Source organism: Enhygromyxa salina, assembly GCF_000737335.2.
GTDB lineage: Bacteria > Myxococcota_A > Polyangia > Nannocystales > Nannocystaceae > Plesiocystis > Plesiocystis salina_C.
In genome coordinates, this window is the sequence record NZ_JMCC02000137.1 from 1 (window position 1) to 20479 (window position 20479).

The 20479-nt window shown below is 67.9% G+C and carries 16 protein-coding genes; 7 read left to right on the forward strand and 9 right to left on the reverse strand.

Annotation, left to right across the window (positions count from 1 at the left end; all coding sequences use genetic code 11):
* Both DB30_RS36380 and DB30_RS36385 read right to left on the reverse strand, forming a co-directional pair.
* Positions 1-398, reverse strand: a 398-nt coding sequence (locus DB30_RS36380) for a zinc-ribbon domain-containing protein (protein WP_205633144.1), incomplete at its 3' end; no start/stop codon positions are given.
* A gap of 136 nt (positions 399-534) precedes the next feature.
* A complete protein-coding gene (locus DB30_RS36385) occupies positions 535-738 on the reverse strand; it encodes a hypothetical protein (RefSeq protein WP_165704105.1) in 204 nt (67 codons plus the stop codon).
* Between the two features lie 78 nt (positions 739-816).
* Between DB30_RS36385 and DB30_RS36390 the strand changes: the two genes are divergently transcribed.
* The 6 genes from DB30_RS36390 (at position 817) to DB30_RS36415 (ending at position 6478) form a co-directional block, all read left to right on the forward strand.
* Positions 817-1539 carry a response regulator transcription factor gene (locus tag DB30_RS36390; RefSeq protein WP_240480410.1) on the forward strand — a complete coding sequence of 241 codons (723 nt, stop codon included), beginning with the start codon at positions 817-819 and terminating at the stop codon, positions 1537-1539.
* Positions 1540-1551: 12 nt separating this feature from the next.
* Positions 1552-3123 carry an ATP-binding protein gene (locus DB30_RS36395; RefSeq protein ID WP_052557940.1) on the forward strand — a complete coding sequence of 524 codons (1572 nt, stop codon included), beginning with the start codon at positions 1552-1554 and terminating at the stop codon, positions 3121-3123.
* Between the two features lie 69 nt (positions 3124-3192).
* Positions 3193-3876 (forward strand): orotate phosphoribosyltransferase, encoded by a 684-nt coding sequence (gene pyrE, locus DB30_RS36400; protein WP_052557944.1) that lies wholly within the window; start codon positions 3193-3195, stop codon positions 3874-3876.
* Positions 3877-3880: 4 nt separating this feature from the next.
* Complete coding sequence (locus DB30_RS36405) at positions 3881-4426, forward strand: hypothetical protein (protein ID WP_146662230.1); 546 nt, start codon at positions 3881-3883, stop codon at positions 4424-4426.
* Between the two features lie 201 nt (positions 4427-4627).
* The gene (locus tag DB30_RS36410) at positions 4628-5614 is read left to right on the forward strand and encodes a fibro-slime domain-containing protein (RefSeq protein WP_146662232.1); all 987 of its coding nucleotides are present in this window, start codon (positions 4628-4630) and stop codon (positions 5612-5614) included.
* Between the two features lie 324 nt (positions 5615-5938).
* Complete coding sequence (locus DB30_RS36415) at positions 5939-6478, forward strand: hypothetical protein (protein WP_052557948.1); 540 nt, start codon at positions 5939-5941, stop codon at positions 6476-6478.
* A gap of 56 nt (positions 6479-6534) precedes the next feature.
* Here the strand turns inward: DB30_RS36415 and DB30_RS36420 are convergent, their stop codons facing one another.
* From DB30_RS36420 to DB30_RS36440, 5 genes are all read right to left on the reverse strand, one after another.
* Positions 6535-8580, reverse strand: a complete 2046-nt coding sequence (locus tag DB30_RS36420) for a hypothetical protein (protein WP_052557950.1) — start codon at positions 8578-8580, stop codon at positions 6535-6537.
* A gap of 634 nt (positions 8581-9214) precedes the next feature.
* Positions 9215-9694, reverse strand: a complete 480-nt coding sequence (locus DB30_RS36425) for a hypothetical protein (RefSeq protein ID WP_052557952.1) — start codon at positions 9692-9694, stop codon at positions 9215-9217.
* Positions 9691-11106 carry an integrin alpha gene (locus DB30_RS36430; RefSeq protein WP_052557954.1) on the reverse strand — a complete coding sequence of 472 codons (1416 nt, stop codon included), beginning with the start codon at positions 11104-11106 and terminating at the stop codon, positions 9691-9693. Before DB30_RS36430 ends, DB30_RS36425 begins: the two co-directional genes overlap by 4 nt.
* Before the next feature lie 389 nt (positions 11107-11495).
* Positions 11496-12383, reverse strand: a complete 888-nt coding sequence (locus DB30_RS36435; RefSeq protein WP_052557956.1) for a phosphoribosylformylglycinamidine synthase subunit PurQ — start codon at positions 12381-12383, stop codon at positions 11496-11498.
* On the reverse strand, positions 12373-15402 hold the full coding sequence (locus DB30_RS36440) for an AIR synthase-related protein (protein ID WP_052557958.1): 3030 nt from the start codon (positions 15400-15402) through the stop codon (positions 12373-12375). Before DB30_RS36440 ends, DB30_RS36435 begins: the two co-directional genes overlap by 11 nt.
* A 687-nt stretch (positions 15403-16089) precedes the next feature.
* Here DB30_RS36440 and DB30_RS36445 point away from each other — a divergent pair.
* Positions 16090-16728: a helix-turn-helix domain-containing protein gene (locus DB30_RS36445; RefSeq protein WP_146662235.1), complete on the forward strand. Its 639-nt coding sequence runs from the start codon at positions 16090-16092 to the stop codon at positions 16726-16728.
* 181 nt (positions 16729-16909) lie between these two features.
* On the opposite strand, the gene DB30_RS36450 is transcribed toward DB30_RS36445, so the two are convergent.
* Together DB30_RS36450 and DB30_RS36455 are read right to left on the reverse strand one after the other, a co-directional pair.
* Complete coding sequence (locus DB30_RS36450) at positions 16910-18457, reverse strand: hypothetical protein (RefSeq protein ID WP_240480411.1); 1548 nt, start codon at positions 18455-18457, stop codon at positions 16910-16912.
* Positions 18458-18734: 277 nt separating this feature from the next.
* Positions 18735-20276 (reverse strand): vWA domain-containing protein, encoded by a 1542-nt coding sequence (locus DB30_RS36455; protein ID WP_052557965.1) that lies wholly within the window; start codon positions 20274-20276, stop codon positions 18735-18737.
* Between the last annotated feature and the right edge of the window lie 203 nt (positions 20277-20479).

The following is a 20479-nucleotide window of genomic DNA, read 5'->3' on the forward strand; positions in this document are numbered from 1 at the left end:
TGATCGCGCCGCGGCGCGACCGGCTGCGGCGCGATCGCAGCCGCGCGAACGGGCTGCGCGGCCACGGGCCTGACAACTGGCTGGACCTCCTCGAAGCCGACGAACGCGTCGGCGAACTCGGCCATGCTGCCGAGCGGCATCCAGCTTCGGCCGGTCCGCGAGACCTGATCGTCGGGGTACAGGCGACCCTCGCCGATCCACTCGCGCAAGGTCGCGACATCTGGCGCGGTGAAGGTTGCGTCCTCGGTCGTGCGGACTTGCCACCCCGCGGGCGCAGGCGTGCGCGACTCGACCTTGAACACGTGCTTGCAGACCGAGCAGCGCACCGTGACGCCCTCGCCGACCTGCCTGTCGTCGAAGCCGAACTCGGTTCCGCAGTTGTCACAACGAACGATCATCCATGCCTCCGTGGGCGCGGTGGGACGTTCGAGCTGGCGTGCGAGGCGGCCATTTGCGGCGCAACTCTAGCAGGAAAGCCATGGCCCCCACAGACGGGTTCCCATTCGCACTTCGCAGGTGTTCCCAGCTCCCAGGTCAGCCGGTCAGGCCAAGCAGGGAGCCGCCAACGGTTGCGACCGCGGCGACAAGAAGCACGATCCCGAACAGTTGCATCGCCATGGGCGGCTTGTCCTTGACGGGCTCGATCCCCGCCTCGGCTTTGCAGCGGGGGCAGACCTTGTGTTCGTCCGTGGGTTCGGCGTCCAGGGGTGTGTGACAGTTGCTGCACACGTACCGCATGATAGCGACGTACGACGGAGGTCGCGCGCTGTCAATCCCACCCTCAAACTCCGCGCGACTCTGTGGCACCATCCGCGGGTGCGGATCCTGCTCATCGAAGATGACGAGCGCCTCGCCGAGCGCACCGCCGAGTACCTGCGCACCCATGAGGCCGTCGTCGAGATCGTCGGCGAGGGTGTGCTCGGGCTCGAGCGGGCCGGGTCTGGCGAGCACGACATCGTGCTGCTGGATCTGATGCTGCCCGGCATCGAGGGCCTCGACCTGTGCCGCAAGTTGCGCCAGCGCTCGAAGGTCCCGGTGATCATGCTCAGCGCCCGCGGTGACGAGGTCGACCGAATCGTCGGGCTCGAGGTCGGGGCCGACGACTACCTGCCCAAGCCCTTCTCCCCGCGCGAGCTGTTGGCCCGGATCCGCGCGGTGCTCCGTCGGCACGAGTCAACTGGAGCCGTCGACGGCGACATCCTCGAGGTCGGGCCGCTCACGATCGATCGCGCCCGCCGCACGGTGGTGGTGTCTGGCAACGCCTGCGAGCTGACCGCCTACCAATTCGATCTTCTGTGGGTGCTCACGTCGCAGGCCGAGCGCGTGCTCAGCCGCAACCAACTCCACGCGCAGGTCCGCGCGCTGCGTGGCGAGCCGCCCCAGGAATTCGATCCCACCGTGGATCGCTCGATCGACGTGCACATGAGCAAGGTTCGCCAAGCGATGGCCGCCGCCGACACCGAGTCCAGCCCGGGTCTGGGCGCGAACCTGATCAAGACGGTTCGCGGCGTCGGGTACGTGCTCTCGGCCGACGCGTAGGAACCCGTCCAGATGGTGGCGACACGCGACCCACAGCCGGCGGACACGCCCACCACGACGCGCGGGACCAGCCTGTTCGTGCGCATCTACGCGACCTTCGTGGTCTCGGTGCTCGGGTTCGCCGTGCTCGTTGGGTTGCTGGTCTTCATCGCCACGTCATCGTGGAACGAGCAGCGGGTGCTCGAGCTCGTCGAGCGGGCGCAGCCTGCCGGCCAACCACTCGCCCGGGCGCTGCTCGGTCATGACGACGCCCGCTTGCGCGCCACGGTCGAGGATCTCGAGCAGCAGCTCGACGCCCACGTCGCGGTGCTGCCCCGCCACAAGGGTCGGCGGCTCGGCGAAGCGCTCGGCGGCACCCCGGGCGCCGGCCCCCAGCTGCGCGTCAGCGACCACCCGCTGTCCAAGGCCGAGCACCACCACCTGCGTCAAGGTCTCCCGCTGATCCGTCGGCGGGGGCTTGCTCCGCCGTCGATCGGGCTGGCGCTGTTCGAGCATGGCTTCGACCTTGGAGACAGCTCCGAGGACGGCGCCCGGGATGAGGACCAACCGCTGACCCAGCGCCAGCTCAACCGCGAGCGTGGACGCCTGATCGCGGTCGTCACGATCGATCCCAAGCACAGTCCGCTGCGCGAGCTGATCGCCGTTGGCGGCTTGCTGCTGCTGGTCCTGGCCGGCGGCGCCTGGCCGCTGGCGCGCTCGTTGACCTCGCGGCTGGCCAAGCTCGAGCGCAGCACGCGTGCGCTGGCCCAGGGCGAGCTGTCGCACCGGGCCGAGATCGCCAGCGAGCGGCACGACGAGGTCGACCGACTGGCCGTGGCGTTCAACGAGATGGCCGATCGGCTCGAGACCTCGATGACGGGGCAGCGCACGCTGCTCGCCAACGTGTCGCACGAGCTGCGCACCCCGATCGCGCGCACCAAAGTCCTGGTCGAGATCCTCGCCGAGCGCATCGAACAGATCCGCGCGAACGAGCAGCAGGGCCAAGCGCTCGCGCCCGAGCACCTCGCGCGGCTCGAGCGGGGGTTCGCGGAGATGCAAGAGGACATCGACGAGGTCGAGGCCCTCATCCGGGATCTGTTGACCTCCGGCCGGCTCGAGCTCGGTCGCGACGGCACCTTCGCGGGGGCGCTCGCGCGCGAAGATGTCGAGCTCGCGGAGCTGTGCGCCGCGGCGGCGAGCCGGTTTGGCGCCGAGGTCGAGTGCGAGCCCGGGATCACCCTGGAGGCCGACCGGATCCTGCTCCAACGTCTGCTCGAGAACCTGTTGACCAACGCGCGCCGGGCCTGTCCAGAAGGCAGCCTGGTGATCCGCGGCGAGCGGGGCAAAGCGAACAGCGTCGTGATCGAGGTCGAGGATGACGGCCCTGGAATCCCCGCAGACCAACGCACCAACATCTTCGAGCCCTTCGCCCGGCTAGACGCCGCCCGCGCCCGCGATCAAGGTGGGGTCGGCCTGGGCCTGTACTTGTGCCGGCAGATCGCGGCAGCCCACGGCGGCAGCATCCGCGCCGAGGCCCGCCGCGACGGCCACTCCGGGGCTCGCTTCGTGATCCAGCTGCGGGCGCGCCACGACGCTGGCGGCTGACCGACACGGACCGCGCCTGGCCTCATCAGATCCTCGACGGCGCCGACGGCCCGCCCTAACATCCGCGGCGTGCAGCCCCACCAGCAGGCATTTGTCGATCTCTTGATCCGCTACGAGGTCGTCCGCTTTGGCGAGTTCACGCTCAAGTCCGGGCGCAAGTCGCCCTACTTCGTCAACGCCGGGCAGCTGCGCACGGGCCAGGCGATCGCGGGGCTCGGTCGCGCCTACGCTGCCGAGATCCAGCGCGCCCAGCTGGCCTGCGATCTGGTGTTTGGTCCTGCCTACAAGGGGGTGCCGCTGGCGGTCGCCACGGCGATCGCCCTGGCCGAGCTGCCGGAGGGCGGGCGCGACGTGCCCTATGGCTTCGATCGCAAAGAGGCAAAGGATCACGGCGAGGGCGGCAACTTCGTCGGCACCGCCCCGGCCGCGGGCATGAAGATCGTGCTCGTCGACGATGTGATCACCTCGGGCCGGTCGATCCGCGAGGCCGTCGAGCTGCTGCGCGCCGCCGCCCCGGACGTCGAGGTTGGCGCGGCGATCGTCGCGGTCGATCGGCAAGAGCGCGGCCGCGGACAGCACACGACCTTGCGGGAGCTGCGTGACGAGCTTGGCGTCGACGTGCGGGCGATCGTCTCGATCAGCGAGCTCGTCCCCTACCTGCACGGCCGCGAGATCAACGGCAAGGTCGTGCTCGACGACGCCGGTCGGGCTGCGATCGAAGCCTACTTGGCCGAGCACGCCGGGGTATCCTGAGCGGGTGCGCCGCGTCGACCCCTGGCTTCCCGTGTTGCTCGCGCTCGCGCTCGCGGGCTGCGGTGGTGACCAGGGCGAGTCTGATCCGCTCGACCCCGAGTTGATCCGCGAGCTCTCGATGGCGCGCGGTTCGGCCAGCGCGAACACGCACGGCGGCGCCTGGCTGCTCACCTTCGAGGTCGACACCTGTGACTGCCCGAGCGTCGAGCTCGACGCCGAACCCCTCGATCTGTGCGCGCTTGCGAGCTTTGCTGGCCAAGGCTTCGTGGTCGGCTTGGTCGAGAGCGGCGGCGTACTCGCCATACCTTCGGACCCGAACGCGAGCTTTGGGGTGTTGACTGGCGCGATCGAAGCTGACGGTGCATTCGACGTTGCGGCCCGGCATGACGCCAGCACCCTCGTTGGCCCGCTCGAGCTGCTGGCGCGCATGGATGGCGTCGCGACCAAAGACCACATGGATGGCTGGGCAGGACAGCGGCTCATCGGTGAGGTCGCGGGCACAACGCTCGACTGCCGCTGGGTCGGTAGCTTTGGTGGCACTCGCCTGTAACAACGACCTGCAACAACTATCAGATCGGACGAGGCCTCGAATGCGCGACACCGCTCGCGGCGATGTTTCCAGAGCGCAACTCGATTCTTGCGTTGCCTGTTGGGGTTCCCAATCGCTTGGATGGCGCCGCCGGCTGGATGTGGAGCGTCATGACTTGCTGCTAAAGTGGCGACCATGCGTAGGGGAATACTTTCTTGTCTCATGGCCACTTGCACGCTCGCGCTCGCACCTGCATGCGGCGACGACTCTGGAACCACGGGGGGCAGCGACGCCACCGACTCGGGCACGGACACCGGAACCGGTGACGAGCAGACCAGCGCCGAGTCGGGCGAGGCCGAAGCTGAAGGCGACGGCGACGGCGACCCAGGTGATGGCGACGGCGACGGCGACGGCGACGGCGATGGTGATGGCGATGGTGACGGCGATGGTGATGGTGATGGTGACGGTGACGGTGATGGTGATGGTGATGGCGACGGCGACGGCGACGGCGACGGCGACGGCGACGGCGACGGCGACGGCGATGGTGATGGCGACGGTGACGGCGACGGCGACGGCGACGGTGACGGCGACCCGCTCGAGTGCGGCACGCTGAACTCCACGGTGCGCGACTTCAAGATCCAGCACCCCGACTTCCAGTACGCGATTGGCGTCGATCCTGGCATCGTCCAGCAAGACCTCGGGATGGACCAAAAGCCGGTCTACAACGGCAACCCGAGCACGCCCACAACCACCACGGCCGACAATTTCAACCAGTGGTACAACGACGTCGACGGCGTCAATCAGGCCTTTGATGTGCCGATTGACCTGGTCGAGATCCAGCCGGGGTTGTTCGAGTACAGCAACAACATGTTCTTCCCGATCGACGATCAGGGCTGGGGCAACGAGGGCAACAACCACAATTTCCACTTCACGCTCGAGATGCACACAACCTTCCTCTACGAGGGCGGCGAGGTGTTTGGCTTCGAGGGTGACGATGATCTGTGGGTGTTCGTGAACGGCAAGCTGGGCATCGACCTTGGCGGCGTCCACGGGCCGCTGGCCGGCAGCATCGACATGGACGCGCAGGCCAACAACCTGGACCTGCAGATCGGCCAGGTCTACGCGCTGGACTTCTTCTTCGCCGAGCGTCACACGACCCAGTCGAACTTCAAGATCACGACGACGATCTCCTGCTTCGAGCCGCAGTGAACGCTGCGCCTCTCGTGCAATGACGAAGCGGCGGCCCACCTGGCCGCCGCTTTCAATTGCACAGGTGGACGCGGGCGTGCAACGGCGTGCACCTGAGACAGCCACGCCCCGGCGACGAGTGACGTCACCGCTAAAACCGCTCTAGCTATGTCTCTGGCCACGAACTAGGCAGGTTCTGAGATCGGCTTTACCTCGCGCTCACGCAATCACGACGGTCAACGCGAGCCGTTCGGGCAATGCTCTGATCGTGGTCGAGACGAGCCAAGCGGGCTCGGCAAAGCCCCCCCCACTTCACGCAGTAGTCACCTCGAAAGGAACACGACCATGAGCATCTCATCCCTGATCGGAACCCGCCTTCTCACTGGTATCGGCGCCCTGGCGCTCGTTGGCGGCCTCGCCGGAGGGACCGCGATCGCGGCCAAGGGCGACGCGGACAAGCCGGGCAAGGCGCTTCGCCACGAGCTGCGTGATCAGACCAAGGCCGAGCGCGACGCCATCGAGGATCTCCGCAAGCAGCTGGCCGCGGAGTACGCCAAGGCTCGGCCCAACGTCACCAAGATGAAGCAGCTACACGAGCGCATCGAGACCAAGCGCGACGCGATCGAGGACCAGCGCTTCGCGGCCTTCTTGAAGATGCACGGCGAGCTCGACGCGGCCGAGCGCGAGCGGGTCGCCGCGCGGATGGCCGGCAAGGGCAAGCGAGGCAAGGGCAAGCACGGCAAGCACGCCGCCGGTGAGGGCAAGCCCGGCAAGGACAAGCGCGTGGCCAAGGCCGGCAAGGACAAGCGCGAGGCCAAGGCCGGCAAACGGGACCATGGGGACAAGCGCGAGGCCAAGGCCGACAAGCGCCAGCGCAACGGGTAGCGCAACGCACACGCAGGCCGCGAGGGAGACCTCGCGGCCTGTGCTCGTTTGCTGCCTCAGTTCGCGGACGCGGGCACAGCTGCCGGCGCTGGCGTGACTCGCATGATCCGCGGCACGCTGAAGGCGTCCGGCGACAGCGAGGTCTTCAGCATCGACGCATACACGAGGTGGCGACCATCCGCCGTGTACCGTGGCAGCACATCTGGCAGGTCGTTGTTGGTCAGGCGCTGCTCCGGTCCGCCGATCCTGCGCAGCGCGAGCTCGCTGTCGAGCGGCCACTCGACGACCTCGTAGGCCAGCGCGTCGGCTTGGGGCGAGAGGCTAAAGCCCCAGGGATCGTCGCCAGCGTCGTGGATCTCGACGCGCAGATCGTCCGGCGTCAGGGTGAACAGCCCGGCCTCACCCGGCACCGAGGCGCCCTCTACGAACAACCCCCATGCGGTCGCGCCGACCTCGATCACGATCAGCTCCGTGCCGGCGTTGGGGTGGATCGCGACCAGGAAGCGTGGGCCATGCGCGAACCCTGATGAAGACTCGGACGCGTCGGCGGCCCGCTGGGCGGGGCTGAGCACCGCGAGGTCGTACAGCTCGCGGTCTCGCTCCTGCAAGATGAACAACGATGGGATCCGCAGGTGCGCGCCCGGATGCTCGATGTCCACCACGTGCAGCGCGTGCTCGTCTCGCGCGCTCGTGCGTGAAAGCAGCGCGAGATAGCGCGGATCGACGAAGGCGAGGTTGGAGAACAGGTGGTCATGCATGCGCAGCAGCTGGACAGGCTCAGCCATGTCGTCGCTGGCCGGGGCTTCGTCGCGCTCGCGCGCTTCGATCCGCCCCGCTGGTGCACCTTGCGATTCACCGCTGGCGTCGGTCGGAGTCTGCGGCTGCATCCACACGCGGAGCGTCGAGGTCTCGACCTCGTTGGCGCTGGCCTCGGCCATGAGCACCCGCTGCACTTGCTGGGTGCCGGGCTCGACACCGAACTGGGGCGCGATCACGGCGCCCGGCGTTGACGTGACGCCGGCCTGCTCGCGCCACTCGCACCCCGGTTGATCGAGCTTCCACCAGATCTCGGCCTCGCCGCCGCGGGTGTGGATGGCGATCGCGCTGCCGTCGATCGCGGCCTCGATGCGGGGGCGCCGACGCATGTCGAGGTTGCCCCCCGCCAGCGAGGGACACGCGACCGGATCGAGCTCGCCCGTCTCGAACAGCCGCTCGAGGGCGGACCCGGACAGATAGCGCAGGCGCAGCTGCTCGCCCGCGTAGACCCCCAGCGTGCGTGCGTCGGTGCTGTAGACCTCCAGGTCGTGGTCGACGAGCAGCACACCGCCGTCGGGGGTGGGCACCGCCGAGCCGGCGGCGAAGGGCTGGACCAGCGCGGGCGCGAGCGGATCCTGAGCGAGGCTGGCGTCGATCGCCGCGCCCGCAAGCTCGATCGCCGCGGCGAAGCTGGGGGCCCGCTCGTACATCCACCGCGCCCGCTCGATCGCGTCTTCGTACTGCAGCTCTTCGATCGTGGGCCGCGTCTCGTCTTCGCGGGCGCCGATCGCCGGCTGCCCGAACAGGGCCTCGAGCGTGCCAAACCCCGGGACCCGCATGAACGGCAGCTCACCCGCCGTATCGACGCTGAGCCGGTGGGGGAAGCTTAAGTCGCCCACGCTCAGCACCGCGTAGTCGCGGCTGGCGAAGTCCTCGATCTCGTCGATGCCCGGCTCGAGCTCGAGCCCCGTGAAGTCAAACTGGCCAGGCGACTCCCACACGACGAAGCCAAACCCGCGCTCGTCGGCGAGCGCGAGGATCAGCGCCACCCCCTCGGCCTCGCTCTCGGGCAGCAGCTCGCGGGCCGCCGCCTGCCAGTCGTCGTACCCATCAACCTCGATCGAGAACCCGCCCTCCACGAGCAGCGTGTAGTAGTCGATGTTGCCAGCGCTCACGACCAGCAGGCGCTGGCGCTGCTCCGGCTCGCCGCTGCCGTGCTTGCGGGTGCCCGACCACACCGCGGCCGCGAGCGCGGCGATCACCAACAACACGAGCACGCCCAAGCGCGGGAGGAAACCGCGGTTGAGGACCTCGAGGTCCGACCCCACGCCCGGCTTCAGGCCCACTGGCTCCCGCTTGATTTACCCGGCATCGGCACCCGGTACTCTGCCACAGTCATCCGCGTCGCGCGGGCGCACTTCGGGTAGCCGCAGGCCCACCCTCATGGCCGCAGGCCCACCCTCACAGGCGGCGAGCGCGGGCGACCAGCACCCGACGCGCGCGCCCCTCGCCTCAGCCGGAGTGCACGATGCGCAACTTCCCCGCCGCACACGAGCACGCTTCGACCCGCGGTGGCTCGCGTCACCAGCGCCGCTCCCCGCCCCGACACGCTCACAATTGTTCCCGCCCCCCACCGACCGGCCCTCGAGCATGAGTCGAGACAATCGATCACCCCCCAAGCCGGCCCTGGGACATGAACCAGCTATGTTTCGGGGTACCCCCCCTACCCCAAAACTCTCTTGACTCACCTCCCGCACCCCCACCGCGGGCCTCCAAACTCAACCAACACAGCTCCGACGACCCCCGCACGCCCCGCCAAGGTCTATTCAGACATCGTTGAGGCCCCCTGACCTACCCCAGACAACCCCCAGCACGTCCCGCGGCCCCCCGACCCCACCCCAGAAGTCCCTCGGGAGCACGCGGCGCGAGAGGCGCCCGCAGAGGCGCTCGTCGCCGAAGCCAGAGCTCCGGCGCAGGGGCTCAGATGCAGCAACACATCATCGTCGTGATCAGGCCGGACAGCGGCTGATCGCAGGTGACGGTCAACGGGATGACGGTGTCGTGATCGCCGCCTAGGCACCTCGCGTCGGCCTCCAAAGCTGGACCCGCCCAGCCCCACGCCGTCGCCCCGTCGCACGCCAAGTAGGCGCAGGACTCGGCGAATGACCCGCAAAAAGCGTCGCATGTGGGGGCGAACTCGGGCGACCAGCACTCCGCGATCAAGCGCCCCTGACACTCACCATCGATGCACTCGCCGATCCCCAGCCCACCGACGCACTTCAGCCCGAGCTCACCGCAGTGCCATGGATCGCCAACGACGCCGCCTTCGGCTTCCGCTTCGGCAGGCAGGTCATGGATGGGAGCCGAGCCCAGGTCGCTGACCTCACCGGGTCCGCAGGCCAGCGTCACGGCGACGACCGCCGAGATCGAAAATTTGGCCCAATGTTGGTTGAACCTCATTGGAAGATTTCCTCCGTCACAGCGCGCGGAGGTAGCAAGCTACTGCCAAACCGATCGCCGGTCATCTCGTCACCTTCGATGAGCCCTTGGGTGATGTACGTGTCTCCGGTCAGTGAGACCATGACGCCTGTGCCTACGCGATAGACGTTGATCGCACCGATGTCGCCGTCCTCGCCGGGCGCACCAATGGCAAGGGCTCGGAAGGCATTATCACTGCCCAGACCAAGGTTTGTCCACGTCAGAGCGTATCCAAACTGGTCCCCAGCCACGTTGTCGCCCGCGACGCCGTCCCCTTGGCGAAACCGAGTCGCGTTGGCCACGTCGAGCCCGAGATCCGAGCCGGGGATGATGACGACTGAACCGCCGAAGTCGTCACCCGGAGCACCGATCACGAGGTCGTCAAAGTCATCCTTGTTCAGATCCCCGGCGATCATCGCCCACCCAAACTGATCGCCAGGATCAGCCGCTGCACCAAACACATCATCGAGATCCAAGACGGGCCCACCGTACAGCAGTCCCCCGGGCCCCCCCTCGAACACCTGGATTTGTCCGGCGCCGCCAGCTTCGTTCGGCGTCCCAACCACGAGATCGAAACACGACAAGTCATTGCTGAGGCGGCGTGCTCCGTTGAAATTTCCGACCGCGAGCGCAGTGCCGAACCGCTCACCCGCGCTCGCCTCACCGCCGACCTCGGGCGTACCTTGCCGCAACACACTGGGCGCCACACCTGAGAAGCCGTCGTGCGAATTGATGTAAACGTACACAGCGCCTGCCTCGATAACGGCGTCGTTCATGGTCGGTAGCGTTGCCCCGGGCGCGCCGACGATGAGGTCGTCGTAGCCATCGCAAGTGAGGTCCGCGACGGCCAACGCTGCGCCGAACTGCTCGTCATCTCCAAAGCTACCCTGTAAGGTCGCGTCCCACGGCGAGCAATTTTCGTTGTAGGGCCAGTAGTTGCCCCAATCGCACTGACATTGACGATCACCGCTGACCATCCCCCCCGCGGAGTAGAAGTTCCAACGCGCGAAGTCGGCGACGACGCCGACCTTGCCACCACCGCCGAGCCTGGGCGCGCCAACGGCGAGCTGCTCCTCGCCGGGCGCGAACTCTCCGACCGCGACGGAGGTACCGAACTCGCCGCCCATCAACGAGTTGATCCCGTCGGCCTTGGGCAAGATCGCGCAACTCAGGCAGCCGCGATACGTGAGCACGCGTCCGCTGTTGGCCCCAGCAACCGGCGCGCTTGCGAGGATGTCGCTTGCGGTCAACTCGTCGTCCCGACCGAAAGAATAGGTGGCGAACGAGAATGCCCCCCCAAGCTTTCGGTCGGAGAACAGGTCCAACGCGAACGCCTGTTCCTGCTCGCAAGCTGTCGAGTGGCCGTCCTCCACGATCGTGTGCGGAACGTTCACGGGTCTCGCCAGTGTGAACGCAGGCGCCCCACCAGCAGCGCCGTTGTCAACCAGGATCGACAGTTGCCCCGATGAACTCGCGCCTTCCCAGGCTTCGTCTGGCGCTCCGATCACCAGGGCATGCCTGGCCCGAGCGCCGCTCTCGCGCACTCTCGCGGAGATCATCGCACCTCGGCCACGACCATCGTTGGCGACCGCGTCGTCGTCTGAATCGTCTCCGGTTGAGTCGGTAGCGTTCGCCGTGTCGAGATCCGGGGGCAACGGAAACGCTTGACAGGAGACTGTGGCCAGCGAACCACAGACTGCCAACATGAGCGGTTCAACCCTCATGGGCACATCGTACCACCGAGCCGTGCGGCCAGCCGAGAGCCAGCGGCTCGGCGCACCGCTCAATCCGGGGAGACAAGCGCCGCGCGCAGACCGTTGGCGAACACCCGCAGACCCAAACCATGCCGGGCCTGGGTCGCGGCCGCGTCGTCGCGCGCGACCCAGCGCGGGTGGTTCTCGGCATACAAGAACGCCTCGGGATGGGGCATCAGCCCAAACACGCGACCGCTGCGATCGCACAGCCCCGCGACGCCACCGGCCGAGCCGCTCGGGTTGGCGGGCCAGGCCTCGGTTGGCTCGCCCGCCGCGTCGACGTAGCGAACGGGGAACCGGTGCTCGGCCTCGAGCTGCGCACGGATCTCGTTGTCCGCAAACACCAGCTTGCCCTCGCCGTGACGGCTGGGGCTCTCGATCAGATCCAGTCCACGGGTCCACACGCACGCGCTGGCGGGATCGCAGCGCATCCGCACCCACGCGTCGCGGTAGCCGTGCCGATCGTTGCCGACGACGCTGGCCCGCTGCGGGGCCAAGCGATCGGCCGGATCGGCGCTGACCAAGGGACCCGGGAGCAGACCCAGCTTGACCATGACCTGAAAGCCGTTGCACATGCCGATCGCCAGGCCGCCGTCGGCGACGTGGCGAGCCAGCGCGTCGCCAAGCTGAAACCGCAGGCGATTGGCCAGCACCCGCCCGCTGGCGACGTGATCGCCAAACGAGAAGCCGCCGATGAACGCCAAGATCGCGCAGCCTCGCAGCCGGTTGGGATCGGCGAGGAGCTCCGCGACGTGCAGCTGCTCGACGCGCGCACCCAGCAGCTCGAACGCGGCCGCGGTCTCGGCCTCGCAGTTGAGGCCGTAGCCGGTTGGGACCAACACGCGCAGCTGCGCGACGGCGGCGGGATCGAGATCGGGGGCGAGCTCGGCGAGCAGACTTGCCGGATTAGATGCCATGAAGTCCCTCCTCGAAGCGGGCACGCAGCGACGCGAGCGAGAGCTCGAGCGCCGAGCCACCTCCACCGTGCTGGATCCGCAGCGCAGGTGGTCCCGCGCTCGACAGCTGACCCAGCGCGACCAAGCCGTGGGGCCCGAGCGCCTGCTCGAGCGCGGGCGCGTGGGCGGCCGCGCTCGTGAACACGATCCGCCCGGTCGACTCCGACAGCAGCGCGGCGGCGAGCGGGAGCTGCTGCGCGTCCACCAGCGCGTCGAGCGAGAGCTCGAGCGAGCGCTCACCGGCCAGCAACATGTGGACCAAGGCCAGCGCCAGGCCGCCGCGACCACACACGTGCGCCGAGCGAACCCGCCCGGCGTCACGCTGCTCGACGAAGGCCTGATAGCGGGCCCAGCAGCGCTCGAGATCCGTGCGCGGGACATCCGTGGCAGCCAGCGGCGCCCCCCGATCCGCGCACGCCCGCGCGTACTCGCTGCCATCGAGCTCCAGCGCGGTCGGCCCCAGCAAGTACACGCGGTCATCGCTGCCGCGCGGCTCGAGGCTCAGACTCTGCGCGACGTCGGTGGTCTGGCCGATCACGCTGACCAGCAGCGTGGGCGGGATCGAGATCTTGACCCCGCCCAGGAACGCGTCGTTCTTCATCGAGTCCTTGCCGCTGATCAGCGGGACCCCGTAGGCGACGCACGCGTCGTGAAGCCCCTCGCAGCAGCGGACCAGCTGCGCGAGCTTGTGCTCGCCGTCGGGGGTCTTGGCCGAGCGAATCGGATCCGGCCAACAAAAATTGTCGAGCGCGGCGATGCGATCGGGCCGGGCGCCAGCGCACAGCACCCGGCGCACGCCCTCGTCGACGCAGGCCCGGGCCATCGCGTCGGTGTCGATGTCGGCGTACCAAGGGTGGATGCCCTCACCCAGCACCACGCCCTCGTCGCGGCCGTGCCGGACCCGCATGACGGTCGCGGTCGCGGGTACGTCCCCGCGGATCCCAAGCAAGGGCTTGATCACGCTCAGGCCCTTGACCTCGTGATCGTAGTGGCGCGCCCGATCATCGTTGGCGGCGAGGTTTGGCCGCGCGACCAGGTCGAGGATCGCCGCGCCCAGCCCAGCTGAGTCGAGCGCCTCGAGCTGCGCGCGGGCGGCCGCGGGGCTGGCCACGGACGGCGTGGGCGGGCTCCAACGGGCCTCGAGCGTGGGCAGCGGGACCCCCTCGTGCAAGAACGCGAGCCCCAGATCACACACCGAAGTGCCGGCGTAGGTGACCTCGAAGCGACCGGCGTCCGTGAACACGCCGAGCACGCTGGCCTCGACCTCGCGGCGCTGCGCGAGCTCGAGGAACGCCTCGAGCTCACTCGGCGGGACCGCCACGGTCATGCGCTCTTGGGCTTCGGAGATCAGGATCTCCCACGGCGCGAGCCCCGGGTACTTCAGGGGCGCCGCCGCGAGATCGATGCGGGCCCCACCGGTGGCCTCGGCCAGCTCGCCGACCGAGCTCGACAGCCCACCCGCGCCGTTGTCGGTCATGCCCGAGAACAACCCGCGATCGCGGGCCTCGGTCAGAAAATCCCACATCATCTTTTGCGTGATCGGGTCGCCGATCTGCACGGCCTGGACCGGCGACTGCTCGTCGAGCTCGACGCTCGAGAAGGTCGCCCCGTGGATCCCGTCTTTGCCGATCCGCCCACCCACCATCACGATGTTGTCGCCGACCGCGATCGGCTTCTCGTGGGTCGGCCGCGCCGCGCCGTCTGGGCCCGGGACCGCGACCGGCATGGCCGCGACCGTGCCACAGTAGACCAGCGGCTTGCCGGTGTAGCGGGGGTCGAACAGCTCGAAGCCCCTGCTGTAGGGGATCCCCGATTGGTTGCCACCGTCGATCACGCCGAGGTGAACGCCATCGCGGATCCGCCGGGGGTGCATGAGGCCGGCGGGCAGCTCGCTGTGATCCCCGCGAGGATCGCCAAAGCAGTAGCCCCACACGTTGGTCAGCAGATCCGCGCCCAGCCCGGTCCCAAAGCTGTCGCGGTTGACCCCAACGATGCCCGTCATCGCGCCGCCGTAGGGATCGAGCGCCGAGGGCGAGTTGTGGGTCTCGACCTTGTAGACGAGGTGATCCGCCTCAGTGAAGCGCACGACCCCGGCGTTGTCGTGAAACACCGAGACCAGGAAATTTTCGCCGGCAGGATCGAGGCTTCGCGCGAGCCGCTGCGCGGCGACGGTCTCGGTCGCCGCTCGCACGTAGCCGCGAAACAGACCGCGCTCGAGCACGCGCCCGACCCCGCTTGGATCCGTGTAGTGGATCGGCGACGCGAAGATCTTGTGCTTGCAGTGCTCGGACCAGGTCTGGGCTAGGCACTCGAGCTCGGCGTCGGTCGGGTCGCGCCCGAGCTGCGCGAAGTGAGCCTGAATCGCCCGCATCTCGGTCAGCGACAGGGCCAGCATCCCGTCGCGCGAGATCGTCTCGAGCGCGGCGTCATCGGCCGCGCGCAAGGGCACGATGTGGACCTCGGGCGCTGCAGCGCTGCCCGCCCGCGGGACCGAGAGGTCGAGCGCGCGCGGGGCCAGCTCCAGCTTCATGCGCTGGATCAACGGGTTGTAGAGCAGCTGCTTGGCGGCCCGCTCGATCGCCTCGCGCTCGAGCCCCCAGAACAAGTACAGGGTCGAGGTATAGACGTTGCCGCGCAGCGGTCGACCGACACAGTCGGCGGCCGCGCGCGCGACCGAGCTGCCGACCGCGTCGGTGACTCCAGGCAGGCTGCCGATCGACAGCACCCACGCCGGCTCCCCCTCGTGAACCGGATCCGCCAGCATGCCCAGGGCCCCGACCTCCGCGACCGGATCCACGAGCGCCGCCAGCACCTGCGCGGCCTCGTCGGCGTCGAGGCCAAGCTCGAGGTGATACACGCGACGGGTCGCCAACGCCCGTGGACGGAGCTGCAGCCAGGTGTCCAACCGTCGCCGAGTTGCCTCGGCCAGCGGATCACCGAGCCCGCTTCGAGCCTCGATCTCGAGCCGATGCAGGGTCACCGGCGGATACCTCCCCCGGGCTGGATGGGGTGTCAATGGCCGCAGGCCACGCGGCCGAGACGCCCGATCGGGGCCGGGAGATCTCGCTGGGTCAGGGTCACCACGCGGGCCGGACCGACCGAGCCCCTCGAAGGGCCCAATTCGAGTCCCAACGGGTTGTTCTCGCCCTCATTGGTCACATTGGCTCCGCGCCCGCCAGGCCCCAACGGCGCCGCTGCGCGCCGGTATGCGCACGCGCGAGGCCTTAGCACTTGACACCTACGCAAGTGGCCTGCAACATTTCCACGACGGCTTCGGGTTGCTTGGCTTGGCAGTGGCATGGCTGAGCTTCCAGACGGGTCTGGTCACGACCCACGTTCGAGACACGCCGTCACGTTCCCGAGCACTTCGAATCCACTTCGTTTGGGCCGCCGATTCGGACCCTGGCAACCAGTTTGCCATGTTTGCCATGCTTTGCCCTGCTCGCCCTTGCTTGGGGCCGCGTCGGATCGAACACGGGCTGCCACGATACGATCACACCGCAGGCGATGTGCCGTCCAATGCCTTGGCACCCCGGTTTCTTCGCTCGTTGCGCCCAAGCTGAACACAGCCATGAAGTGACCTGAACAGCACGACCGCGATGCGCGGTGCTTTCGATCAGACAAGTCCAATGACAATCCAACAACTGCATATTGACCGTGGGTGGACATGACAGCTGACGTCCAAATGCTGCAACGTGACGAGATTGACGAAGAGCGCACGGCGGAGGTCGACGAGCAATGGCGACAGTCGCTGCTCGATGTGATGCGCCAAGTGGTCAATTCGCTGCCCGACGAGACCACGCTGGGCGAGCTCGTGACAGCCACGCGCGGCAACCCCCACTTGGCCCCGATGCTGGGCTACATGTCGGTTCAAGAGCTGATCGACATGGCCGTCGCGCGCCCGATCTTGGCAGCGCGAACGGTCACGACCAGCGGCGGAGCTGGGGCACCTGCTGCTACAAACGGCACCGCCCGTCGCGCCGCGCACGAGCCCGAGATCGAGTTTGACGAAGAAGGCAACCCGCTGATGGACCTGCCCGACGCCGGCCCCGCCGTGATCCGGCGTCGCGCCGATGTCCCGGACGGCGACCTCCGAATCTTGCGGACCTTGGCCGACGAAGGGCCGCTCAGCGAGCCCAGCCTGCTGCGCGCGACCAAGCTGACGAGCGAGCAGATCAAGCTGGTGCTCAGGCATCTGCGCTCGAAGGGCTTCATCCACGTCGAAGGCAGCGGCCAAAAGCGCAAGGTGAAGATCACGCGCAACGGCGCGGCGCACCTGCGCAAACTCAGCCGCAAGTCTCGCTGACCGGCGTTGAGCTGCTGGCCAAGCCTGGCCCGGCGCTGACGACTGACCCAAACACAAAAGCCGACCCGCACGCGGGTCGGCTTTTGACTGACACAAACACAAAAGCCGACCCGCACGCGGGTCGGCTTTTGTTTGGCTCAGGCCCCCCGGAACAAGCGGGGACCCAAGCGCGGACGCGCGATCACTTGGGTGGATCGACGACCGTCTGGATGATGCCCGTCAGGCAGCCGATGGCGTCCGAGAAGTCCGTGTCGCAGATCGACTCGATGCAGCAACGGATCTTGTCGTCCTCGTTGAGGGCCTCGCAGACCTCTTTGACGCGGACCGGCGGGATCGCCTGGCCGGTGAAGCCACCCATGCCGTTCTCGCCCGTGCAGCCGGGCCCAACGCCGAACTCGAACTCCTTCTTGGCGGCGGTGCTGTTGTCGCCCGGAAGGATGTCGCCGGCCGGGTAGGCGCCGTCGATCCACTGGCGGTACACGAGATCCATGACGCCGCCAGCGGTTGGCTCGAAGGGCGGCAGGTCGTTGTGTGCGGTGACCGGCGGGACCCCGAGGATCCCGAGCATGATGACCTCTTTGTTCTGGTGGGCGATGAGCTCGTCCTGCAGATAGGTCAGGTAGCGGTCCTTCGAGTGCAACACGCCCGTGTCGATCGAGTTGCAGTCTGCGTAGACGCCGTTCATGTCGGGGGCGCCACAGTCGACGCCCGCGTTCCAGCACACCGCCGAGGTCGCCTGGGTCTTGGTCCCCGTGTCCGGGTTGATCTCCCAGTAGGTGTTCTGCATCTGGTTGGTGAAGAACGCGTACCCGTTGGGCGAGCGGACCGAGCAGTCAGCTTCGTCCGTGATGATCGCTATCGCGAGGATCGCCCCATTGCGCAGGAACGGCTTGTTGCCCTGGTTCCACTCCGCCGTGGGGTTGATCGCCTGCAGCATGCCCTCGAGCGGGGCCTCGTAGCCGCAGCCGTTGATGCCCTGCGGCCCGATGCAGCTGAGCGCGCCCTTGACGTTGTTGCCGGGGATGTTGGTCGTGCTCGCGTCCGCACCCTCGAAGTGGATGAAAGGATCGAGCGGGGCGACGGCCACGGGGCAGCCGACCGTGCAGGCCTCTGGGAACGAGGGCGCGTTGCTGCCCAGCCCGTCGAAGTCCTCGAGGCGGTTGATACACGCGACGTTCTGCGGGGCGCCCTGGGCCGGCTCGTAGCCCTCGGGCTCGAACGGCGTGCACTGGGGGTGCCCGAGGTCGGTCGTGGTGACCATGATGTTGACGTTTGGATTGAGGGGGTTGCCCTCGTTGTCCGTCAACTCTTGCAGGCGGTCGATCAACAGCGGGAAGTTGGCCGACAGGTTGACCTGCTCCTCGCCCATGGTCCCGGAGTTGTCGATGACGAACAGCAGGTCGACGAGACCGCAGCTGCCGTCACCCGAGGCGCAGCCCCCCGGTCCGGTGCCCGAGTCTGTCGCCTCTTCGAGGTCGAGGCATCCACCGGGCGGGCAGCCGTTGGTGTCGCCGTCACCGTCGCCGTTGGTGTCGCCGTCACCGTCGCCGGTGTCGCCGTCGCCATCGCCGGGCGGCGTGGTGTTGGAGTCGGTAATGCCGTCGCCCGTCTCGAGGGTGGTGAGCGAGCTGTTCCCCTCGTCCGCACTCGAATCGCTGCAAGCGACGACGGTGCCAAGGGCAACACAAAGGCCAGAAAAGAGCATCAAGTTGAAGGTCGTCCTACGCATCGTTCCTCCGCCTGGCGGTTCGCCGCGGCTAACTGACCCTACACGGTTTCGGTACGGATGTGGAAACCGAAGTGAGCCACTTCGGACCCTTCGCGATGCGGTTTGACCTCACACCGGGACCCGGCATCCGCCCCACGGCCAACCCGTTCGCGGTTGGTGCGCTCGCCCGCGCCGAGCGACGTTCCGCGCGGCACGGCGTGCACGCGGGACTGCGCTGGGTCCACGACCCACCTAGACCCAGCTCGACCGTTCTCGGTCGTTCTCGGTCGGGCGCGCCCTACTCTACTGGGGTGAACACGTTCTGGATCACGTCGGTCAAGCAGCCCAGCGCCGGGCTGAAGTCGTCGTCACAGACCGACTCGATGCAGCAGCGGATCTTGTCGTCGTAGTCGAGCGACTGACAGACTTCTTTGACACGGACCGGCGGGATCGCTTGACCGGTGATGTTGCCTTGCATGTCCTGGCCAGTGCAGCCAGGCCCGATCCCAAATGCCCACTGCTGATAGTCGACGTCGATCCCGGCCATCATGTCCTCGGGGAGGATGTCGCTATCGCGCCACTTGCGGTAGACGAGCGACTTCACGCCGCCGGCGATCGGCTCGTGGGGCGACTTGGCGTTGTGCTCTGTGACCGGGGGGACGCCGAGGATGCCCAGCATCACGACTTCTTTGCCGAGGCCCTCGCGGACATACAGGTTGAGGAAGTCGGTGTAGCGCTCGACCGGCTGCATGACGTCGGCGCTGTCGTTCGACGAGCAGTTCACGTACACGCCGTTGGCGTCGGGGCCGTTGCAGGTGACGCCGGCCTTCCAACAGATCGCGGAGCTCGGCAGCTTGTTGCCGTCGAGGGTCGCGAAGTACGCGTTGTCGGTCATGATCGAGTAGTCCTTGACCGAGCAATCCGCCTCGTCGGTGATGATCGCCACGGCCAGCACCGCGCCCTCGCGCATGAACGGGCGGGCTGCCCCGCCGTTCGGGCACTTGGCCAGATCGCCGGGCGAGTCGCAGTTCCACGGCGCGAGCGGGTTGAGGGCCTGCATCATCGCCTCGAGGGGCGACTCGTAGCCGCAGCCGTCGATGCCCTGCGGGCCGATGCAGGCCAGCGCCTGGGCGACGGGGCTGTCATCGATGCCGTCGCCGTTGATGTCTGCAGGCGGCACGGGCGGGACGTTGTCGCCCTCGTCGTCGAAGTGGATGATCAGATCGCCGTTGAGCGGCTCGATGCCCGGCGCCGCGCAGACATCCGTGCACGCCTCTTCGTAGACCGGCGGGTTGATCTGCGCGAGGCCAGTGAAGCGATCGAGCCGCTTGGTGCACGCGGTTGCGACCGGGGCCCCCGACTCGGGCTCGTGGTTGGCGAACGGCTTGCACAGCGGATTCCCGAAGTCGGTGGTCGTGACCATGATGTTCACGTTCGCACCGGTGCCGCCGTTCTCGGACTGCAGGCCCTCGAGCTGCTGGACCAGCAGCGGGAAGTTGCGGGCCAGGTTGAGCTGCTCGGCGCCCATCGTGCCCGAGTTGTCGATCACGAACAGCAGATCGACGAGGTTGCAGTTGCCCTCCGAGTCGCACCCAACCGGGTCGTCTTCCTCGGGGAGATCGAGGCAGCCCGTGATCGGCGGGCAGCCGTCTTCTTCGCCGCTGTCAGCGGTCTCGTCACCGTCGCCGTCGCCGTTGGTGGTTGGACTGCTGGTGTTCGAGTTGCCGGTGTCGGGGTTGACCGTCACCGCCGTGTCGGTGGCCGTCGTGTCGTCACTGCAGCCGTGAACGAGCGCGAGCAAACAGAGCGAAGCCAAGACCGTGATGTAAGAGCGCTTCATGGATCAACCGTCGGTCGAGCGCGACCGCGAGGCCAACTTTACCAGACCGCGATCGCGCCCGCGCCCGCGAGTTTCGCTCCACGAGCAAAGTGCGAAGGCGGGGTCCACGAGGAGCCCCCTTCTAGGGGGCCAATCATGCCATCGCGCACAAACGGAGCGAGCGAAGCGAGTGACCGCGAAGTGCGAAGGCGCCTGTGGGGAGC

Bases quoted from the DNA above. Each gene is read 5' to 3' on its own strand.
- DB30_RS36385 (WP_165704105.1), bottom strand. From the start codon at position 738: ATGCGGTACGTGTGCAGCAACTGTCACACACCCCTGGACGCCGAACCC.
- DB30_RS36395 (WP_052557940.1), top strand. From the start codon at position 1,552: ATGGTGGCGACACGCGACCCACAGCCGGCGGACACGCCCACCACGACG.
- DB30_RS36410 (WP_146662232.1), top strand. From the start codon at position 4,628: ATGGCCACTTGCACGCTCGCGCTCGCACCTGCATGCGGCGACGACTCT.
- DB30_RS36415 (WP_052557948.1), top strand. From the start codon at position 5,939: ATGAGCATCTCATCCCTGATCGGAACCCGCCTTCTCACTGGTATCGGC.
- DB30_RS36425 (WP_052557952.1), bottom strand. From the start codon at position 9,694: ATGAGGTTCAACCAACATTGGGCCAAATTTTCGATCTCGGCGGTCGTC.
- DB30_RS36435 (WP_052557956.1), bottom strand. From the start codon at position 12,383: ATGGCATCTAATCCGGCAAGTCTGCTCGCCGAGCTCGCCCCCGATCTC.
- DB30_RS36445 (WP_146662235.1), top strand. From the start codon at position 16,090: ATGACAGCTGACGTCCAAATGCTGCAACGTGACGAGATTGACGAAGAG.
- DB30_RS36450 (WP_240480411.1), bottom strand. From the start codon at position 18,457: ATGCGTAGGACGACCTTCAACTTGATGCTCTTTTCTGGCCTTTGTGTT.
- DB30_RS36455 (WP_052557965.1), bottom strand. From the start codon at position 20,276: ATGAAGCGCTCTTACATCACGGTCTTGGCTTCGCTCTGTTTGCTCGCG.